We start from the raw sequence: 8,137 nt of genomic DNA, 5'->3' as shown, positions 1-8,137 counted from the left end.
AATGGGGAGGGAACAGCTCCATTGACTCATTTTAGAATATCCCGGAAAAAATAAACGGCGCCTACCCCTCAACACATAAAAATATTAACGTGTTCGGGGACAGGCACCGAAAAAATATAATGAAGGAAATTTAAATCGAAATCGTTTTTAATAAGGGGGATCCTTCAACGGTTCCCATCTCTTTATTAATATAATAAAAAGAAACCTTGTAAGCCATCCCCACAAATATCTTTTATTATTTATTATGATAATCATTCAACTTGTGTGAGTAAGTTTTTATTATCTTGCTCTTTTATAGGAATAAACTTAAATGTTAATGCTAGTATCAATGCACCGATTGAGCAAACGATACCTGACATCCAAAAAACTCCAACTAATCCGATATAATTTACTAAAAGACCACATATAAATGTCCCAATTGGAACAACGCCTCCCATTATTGACATCAATGTACCAAAAGCTCTTCCCCTCTGGTGGTCCGGGATAATATGTTGAATTAAAGTCATTGTATATGCATTTGCCAGACCTGAACCAATTCCGTATAAAAAGAGTATAAAAACATTGACGATAAGAATTGGGAATACCGGGAAAAGAACGATTGTACTTTGAAATAAAAAAGCAAGAATTTGTCCACGCTTAATATTGATATATTTTGAAAACCATCCAGATGCGAAAGCCCCTATAAACGTCCCTATACCTAACCCCAACTCCAGCAAACTATAACCTTCAGGACCAGAATGGAGGATCTTTTGTGACCAACCGGGCGTTAAATAAATAAATGTTACAAAGAAAATATTCGTTAAAAAAACACCTGGTATCATAAATAATAGTATTTTTGAACTTTTGATCACACGAAAACCATCAACTACATCATTAATGAACTGTTTAACAGCAAATAATTCCTTTTCTTTTTTACGGTTTTTAGGTTGAACTGTCTCATTTACAGATTCCTTTGGCAAAACGAAGCGTAATAGAAATAAATTAAAAGCAGAAAACAAAAAGGTGATTGTGTTAAAAATAAAAAAAAGATAAATATTTACTTTACTTAATAAAAAGGCACCTATCGTACTTGCTATAATAGTAGAAATTTGGGTTCCGGTAGCAAATAAACTATTGCCAAGAACCAATTTTTCTTCAGGTAAAGTCGATGGCATAAAAGCTCTTGAAGTCGGAAAAAATATGTTATTACAAATATTCAGAAGAGAGAACATTACAGCTATAAATAAAATAGAAAACTCTATAACATATGTGTAAGTGGTAATCATTAGTAGAATTAATGCAGAGCAAATATCTGTTATAATCATAATTTTTCTTCGATTATATCGATCGGCAAACACTCCAAATATAAACATAAATAATTGTGGAATTGTAATCGCTAGTCCAAGCCAAGCTGTATAAGATGGTTCTTGTGTTTTTTCTTGTACAAACCAAAATATCGATAAATAGAACATTTTCGTACCGATTTCAGAAATTATAAAACCTGTATAAAACCGCATAAAGGCTTTATTTGCTAAAATTCCCATAATGCTCATTTCTCCTTTAAAGAACACTTGGCGATTGCCGAGCCTTTAGGCGAAAGCAGAGCCGTAGTTGCACTTATACTTAATTCTTAAAATTTCCAACTACGTCGAATTCGCTTCTTTGCTGGAAATTTATACTTTCTTAACGTATAAAAAAGAGTAGTCCGGATTAGACTACTCTCCTTTCCAAAAAAATTAACAAATGCAATTTGCGTTTTGCCCAACAACTTTATTTAAAAATATTATATTTTTTCCAACAATATCCGTCAATAGGAAATTAAAATAATTAACTATTTTTTCAAAAGTTTAGGTATCATTTAAATTTAATAATTTCATATTAAAAACGGCCCAATTATTATACGCCCTGTTGCATTTGATAAAAAGTCGTATTTTTGGACAGAGAAATGGCAAACAAAGAATGAAAAAAGCAATGGACGACACAGAAAATGGAAGATATCAGTTCTTGACTCGTTAAGCGTTTATCCAAACGTCTTGTGGATTAATCATTTTTTCCATGTCGCGACACTTTCATATTTTGTTTTAATGCTCGATAGCCCACGATTCCAGTTAGGAAAAAGAGGAGTGCGCTTATATTTAATAACATGACCGTTCCCATCATTTCACCTAAAAAACTTGCGATACTCATACCAATTAACATGGTCAAAGCCATTAAAGTATTATAAGCACCAAAGATTCTCCCCATATAGTTTTCAGGTACTTGTTCTTGCAATAACGTTTCCAACCGAACACTGGAAATGACGTCCGTAATACCTAGGAAAGCATTCATGATAAAAACAAAAAATAAAATGGGAATATTAAATTGTAAAAGAGCAAATCCGCCGCTTGCCAGTAAGCTACTAATAATAAGAGGAAAGGGGGCTACTTTTTTGTTTAACTTTAGCAACAAATAACCGCCAATCAATCCGCCAATTCCTTGAACTGACTCAATCCAGCCGAACTCAACGGATGTTTGACCCATTTCATTTATAACATACGGGACAAACAGCACATTAATCATTCCTTGAGCCAACCAAATGAAGGAAAACATCAAATAAATTGTGGAATATAATTGATTTGTCCCAACTACTTTCAAGCCATTCCACCAATTTCCCCAAAACTCCAGCCATTTTTGTTTTAATGAAATTTCTGCACCTTTTTGTTTTTGTTGAGATGATTTAACTGCCACCAAAGATAATAACACTGAAGAGATCATATATGAAAAAATATCTGTTGCAATGGCTATCTCTACCCCGGCAATGCCCAGTAAAGCGCCTCCAATTGATGGACCAATTATACGTATAAAATTATCACTAACAACCGTAATAGAATTGGCCTCCACCAATCTTTCCCGGCTAATTGTTGCCACTAATAATGAACGGTGGGCCGGAATGAATAGGGTTCCAACTAGATTTTGAATAAATGCAATAACTAAAAATGCCCATAATTGACCTGAAGGAACAAAAAATAAAAGCGCTAAAGCAACTGCGCGAACAACATCCACAATAACTAAAGTCCATTTTTTATTTCGTTTGTCAACGAATGTACCCGCGATAGAACCAAATAATAATCGGGGTAACATTTGAATAATAAACATGGAACCTGTGGCAATAGTTGATTTAGTAATATCAAAAATATATAGTGGCATGGCTATGAGAAAGATCCAATCGCCCAAGCCTGAAATCATTCGTGCCATCCAGATTAAAAAAAGTTTTTATTTTGAAGCATATGCAAGTGATACACCTGCCTTTCAAAACCCAAAAAATATAAATGTTAAACTTTCAATCTATATCACTATTATTTCATTATAAACAAAAAAATCAGTTTATACCTACCGATTAATTTTTTTAATTCATCCTTATCAATAAATGATTTTTTCTATTTCCCACTCATACTTTATCCATTCCAAAATAAACTAATCATAAAAAGGATTATGCTTTAAAAGAGCTTATCCATATTTTTCGTGACATTGTGATGTAGTTTACAGAGAAACTCCCAAAAAAAGATAAAATGAATATATGAAGTCATATTAAAGGAGATCATCGTATGACGGTGTTAACTGATAGATTAGGCAGGCCAATGCATGATTTACGAATATCTGTTACGGATCGTTGTAATTTCCGCTGCCGCTATTGCATGCCAAGAGAGGTTTTTGGACGGGACTTTGCCTTTATGCCGAAAGAACAACTCCTTAGTTTTGAAGAAATTGAACGTTTGGCAAAAATTTTTGTCGCTCTTGGGGTAAAAAAAATCCGTCTGACCGGTGGCGAACCGCTTCTAAGAAAAAACATCACATTTTTAATCGAGCGGCTGACACAAATTGATGGATTGGAAGATATCGGACTGACTACGAATGGCGTTCTGCTTGAAAAATTTGCCGGCGACTTAAAAAATGCCGGTCTTAATCGAATAAATGTTAGTCTCGATGCCCTTGATGAAAAATTATGTCAGCAAATTAATGATAGTGGTGTGCCTTCCACTCATATTTTAAAAGGAATTCATAAAGCAAAAGAAGTCGGTCTCAACATCAAAATAAACATGGTCGTGAAAAAAGGAATGAACGAACAAGAAATTCTCCCTATGGCTGAATATTTCAAACAGCACGACATCCCTTTAAGATATATTGAATTTATGGACGTTGGCTCTACAAATGGCTGGGACCTCAAAAACGTTATGACGAAAAAAGAAATTTACACCCTTCTCTCAGCGCATTATGAATTGGAACCTGTCGACCCGTCCTATATAGGCGAAGTGGCAAAAAGATATCGTTACAAAGGGACAAATACGGAAGTCGGTTTTATCACCTCGGTTTCTGAATCATTTTGCTCAACTTGTACGAGAGCTAGACTTGCGGCAGATGGAAAAATGTACACTTGCCTGTTTGCCACAGACGGCTTTGATTTAAAACAATTACTCAGATCCGGTGCAGACGATCATAAGCTGACTGAAACGATCATGCAGATTTGGGGTGCGAGAACGGACAGATACTCCGATGAACGAACAGAAGAGACGGCAAGAAACCGGAAAAAAATTGAAATGTCCTATATCGGCGGTTAATTAACAAAAGGACAGCAACAGAAAGGAGCATCGGCTATGATGGATCGGTATTCTCGGCAAAAACAGTTCAAACCAATTGGTGATGCCGGGCAAAAGAAAATTAGTGAAAAACATGTGCTCATGGTCGGTTGCGGGGCATTAGGATCGGCGAATGCGGAAATGTTAGTTCGAGCCGGCATTGGCAAGCTTACCATCATCGACCGCGATTATGTCGAATATAGCAATCTGCAAAGGCAAACCTTATTCACGGAACAAGATTGCCTTGACCAAATACCAAAAGCAGTAGCGGCAAAAAATCGGCTACATGCCATCAATTCAATGGTCAAAATTGATGCATATGTAATGGATGCGACAAGCGAGTCCCTTTTCCCGCTCTTGGATAATGTTGATCTTATCATGGATGCTACCGATAATTTTGATATTCGCCTTACCCTGAACGATCTTACCCACAAAATGAATATTCCTTGGATTATGGGGTCATGCGTCGGCAGTACGGGGATGAGCTATACGATTCTCCCCAATGAAACCCCATGCCTCCAATGTTTACTGGACATAACACCGGCGATGAACGCCACCTGTGACTCAGTTGGAATCATCTCCCCGGCAGTACAAATGGTAGCTGCCCATCAAACAACGGAAGCCCTTAAACTTTTCGTTGAAGATACAGAAGCATTACGGACAAAACTGGTCACCTTTGATTTATGGAATAACCAGTACCACATGATCAATGTTTCACGTGCAAAAAAAGATACCTGTCCGACTTGCGGAAATGAACCAAGCTATCCACATCTAAACTATGAGTTTCAAACAAAATCAGAAGTGCTTTGCGGCAGAAATACGGTCCAGATCCGTTCGAACCGAGCATATGAAATCGAAACTTTAGCCGGTCGTCTACAAACGGTTGGACCGGTAAAAACCAATCCATATCTTGTTTCTGTTGAATATAAAGGATACCGGATTGTATTTTTCCGCGATGGACGGGCTTTAATCCATGGCACAAACTCAAAAGAAATTGCAAAAACTATTTACTATCAATTAGTCGGTTAGGTGGGAACAAAAATGGTAGAAAAACGAAAACCTATTAAAGTGGATGAAGCGATCAAACGAGTAATGGCCTATCAAAAAAGCGGCTCAATCGAATTCCTTCCAATAGAAGAAAGTTTTGGCCGGTTTCTTGGTGACGATTTGATTGCTACGCATGATGTCCCTTTCTTTAACCGCTCCCCGTATGACGGATTTGCGATCATTGCAGCGGATACGGAACATGCATCAAGCACAAATCCCGTTCAATTGGAAGTGGTCGGTGAAATTGGGGCAGGCAGTGTATTTCCTTATATGCTGCAACCGGGGCAAGCGGTACGAATTATGACCGGTGCAGCTATTCCCCAAGGTGCCGATGCGGTCATCATGCTCGAGTTAGTGTGCGAAATTGAAACAGACGGAAAACCTTTCATTCAAGTGAGACGGAAAGTAAAATCGGGCGACAATATTTCCTTAATCGGGGAGGATACAAAAAAAGGCACCGTCCTTGCCCCAAAAGGAACGTATATAAATCCGGGTGTTGTCGCCTTGCTTGCCACATTCGGTTATAAACAAGTTCCGGTCAGCACGAAACCGGCGATTGGCATTATTGCAACCGGCAGTGAATTATTAAAGGTAGATGAACCACTCCAACCCGGGAAAATCCGTAACAGCAATACCTATATGGTCGCAGCCCAAATCGAACGGGCCGGCGGGAAACCTGTTAACTTTGGCCAATTCAATGATGATTTTGATACTTGTTTTAGGCAAGTGGCCGACGCCTTAAATAAAGTAGACTTTTTAATTACAACAGGCGGCGTATCAGTCGGTGATTATGACTATTTACCAGCCATTTATCAAAAACTTGGTGCGGAAGTTTTGTTCAATAAAGTAGGTATGCGTCCGGGCAGTGTGACAACCGTTGCAGTGAAGGACGGGAAACTCTTATTTGGCCTATCCGGGAACCCATCGGCCTGTTATGTCGGCTTCGAATTATTTACCCGTCCGATGATACGTGCCTATCTACATTGTGTAAATCCAATAGTGAAAAAGACGACTGCAACTCTCGGTTCCGATTTTCCAAAACCAAACCCGTTCGACCGCTTTGTCCGAGGCCGCTTATCTTTTGAAAACGGAAAAATCATTGCTTATCCTATTGGTTTGGACAAATCAAATGTCGTCTCTTCTTTAGCGGAAGCAAATGTGCTTATCAACTTGCCCGGGGGTACAAGAGGTTTTACAAAAGGAATGGAAGTTTCCTGTTTATTACTGGAAGATCAAGAAGGAGAATCGTGATGAAAGAAAAATTGTTTGAAATCACGAGTGAGCCAATCAAGGTTGACCAATTAATAAAAAAAGTCGAAAGCCGAAACGCCGGTGCAATGACAACTTTTATCGGGACGGTACGGGAATGGACGAAAGGCAAACGGACGCTTTACTTGGAATATCAAGCATACATCCCGATGGCAGAAAAAATGCTAAAGACCATTGGCGACGAGATTCAAAGGAAATGGCCGGATACAAAGATCGCAATCACCCATCGCATTGGGCGCCTGGATATTTCCGATATTGCCGTATGTATCGCCGTTTCTTCTCCACACCGGAAAGCTGCCTATGAAGCTAACGAATATGCCATTGAACGCATTAAGCAAATCGTCCCTATTTGGAAAAAAGAACATTGGGAAAACGGTGAAACATGGATTGGTGATCAATTGGAAAATGTCGCTTACCCAACAGGAAAACCGAAAATGGAAGGGGATAATGAATGATTACAGTTTTACTTTTTGCCCACCTGCAAGATGAAATCGGCCAAAGAGAGCTTAAACTCGCTATTACAGAAGTAACGGTGAAGGATTTAAAGCAAACTCTGACAGAATCCTACCATTTATCGCAAATGGAGACAACCATGGTTGCGGTCAATGAAGAATATGCATTGGATCATGACGTCATCCGTGCAGGTGACGTTGTAGCTTTAATTCCTCCTGTCAGTGGGGGGTAACCGGGATGAACATCATTCAAATTGTCGGTTATAAAAACAGTGGAAAAACTACACTTGCAAGTCACCTTATCGAAACATTCACAACAAAAGGTATTCGTGTTGCTTCCTTAAAACATCACGGACATGGCGGCGAACCTGCCGGAATTTCCAATACGGATAGTGAACAACATCGTACATCAGGTGCCTTTGTTTCGGGCGTAACCGGCGAACATATTTTACAACTGGCAAACCAAGGCCGTTGGGAACTTTCGCAAATCCTCCCCTTTTACCAACGATTGGGTGCGGAAGTTTTAGTGGTGGAAGGCTTTAAAAATGAAAACTATCCGAAAATTGTTTTACTAAAAAATAAAAACGATCAGCATCTATTAAAATCTTTAACAAATATTTTAGCGGTGATGACTTGGTTTCCAATGGATCATCCATCTCTACCGACTTTTCTGAAAGGTGAGGAAAAGAAACTATGCCATTGGATTAGCGAAACAATTTTTCCAAATAAATAAAAAGACACTCTGGTTTGAGGAGGGCGTTTTACATTCTATCTGAT

The 8,137-nt window shown here is 38.4% G+C and carries 8 protein-coding genes; 6 read left to right on the top strand and 2 right to left on the bottom strand.

What is annotated here, in order from left to right; genetic code table 11:
• Positions 1 to 251 precede the first annotated feature (251 nt).
• Entirely contained in the window at positions 252 to 1,523 is a 1,272-nt protein-coding gene (locus tag BT1A1_RS01735) for an MFS transporter (RefSeq protein WP_034767435.1), read from the bottom strand.
• A gap of 496 nt (positions 1,524 to 2,019) precedes the next feature.
• Positions 2,020 to 3,213: an MFS transporter gene (locus tag BT1A1_RS01730; RefSeq protein WP_072012628.1), complete on the bottom strand. Its 1,194-nt coding sequence runs from the start codon at positions 3,211 to 3,213 to the stop codon at positions 2,020 to 2,022.
• Between the two features lie 350 nt (positions 3,214 to 3,563).
• Between BT1A1_RS01730 and moaA the strand changes: the two genes are divergently transcribed.
• Genes moaA through mobB form a run of 6 tightly spaced genes read left to right on the top strand, consistent with a single transcriptional unit; the run spans position 3,564 to position 8,093 of the window.
• A complete protein-coding gene (moaA, locus tag BT1A1_RS01725; RefSeq protein ID WP_034767431.1) occupies positions 3,564 to 4,574 on the top strand; it encodes a GTP 3',8-cyclase MoaA in 1,011 nt (336 codons plus the stop codon).
• 36 nt (positions 4,575 to 4,610) lie between these two features.
• The gene (locus BT1A1_RS01720) at positions 4,611 to 5,621 is read left to right on the top strand and encodes a MoeB/ThiF family adenylyltransferase (protein WP_034767429.1); all 1,011 of its coding nucleotides are present in this window, start codon (positions 4,611 to 4,613) and stop codon (positions 5,619 to 5,621) included.
• A 12-nt stretch (positions 5,622 to 5,633) separates the two neighbouring features.
• Entirely contained in the window at positions 5,634 to 6,890 is a 1,257-nt protein-coding gene (gene glp, locus BT1A1_RS01715) for a molybdopterin molybdotransferase MoeA (protein ID WP_034767443.1), read from the top strand.
• The gene (locus tag BT1A1_RS01710) at positions 6,890 to 7,363 is read left to right on the top strand and encodes a molybdenum cofactor biosynthesis protein MoaE (protein WP_034767426.1); all 474 of its coding nucleotides are present in this window, start codon (positions 6,890 to 6,892) and stop codon (positions 7,361 to 7,363) included. The genes glp and BT1A1_RS01710 overlap by 1 nt, the downstream gene beginning before the upstream one ends.
• Positions 7,360 to 7,593 (top strand): molybdopterin converting factor subunit 1, encoded by a 234-nt coding sequence (moaD, locus tag BT1A1_RS01705; protein ID WP_034767424.1) that lies wholly within the window; start codon positions 7,360 to 7,362, stop codon positions 7,591 to 7,593. Before BT1A1_RS01710 ends, moaD begins: the two co-directional genes overlap by 4 nt.
• A 5-nt stretch (positions 7,594 to 7,598) precedes the next feature.
• A complete protein-coding gene (gene mobB / locus BT1A1_RS01700; RefSeq protein ID WP_034767422.1) occupies positions 7,599 to 8,093 on the top strand; it encodes a molybdopterin-guanine dinucleotide biosynthesis protein B in 495 nt (164 codons plus the stop codon).
• The last annotated feature ends 44 nt before the right edge of the window (positions 8,094 to 8,137 follow it).

The sequence above is a fragment of the Caldibacillus thermoamylovorans genome, assembly GCF_000751775.1.
GTDB lineage: Bacteria > Bacillota > Bacilli > Bacillales > Caldibacillaceae > Caldifermentibacillus > Caldifermentibacillus hisashii.
This window is presented reverse-complemented; position numbering and strand designations above follow the sequence as displayed.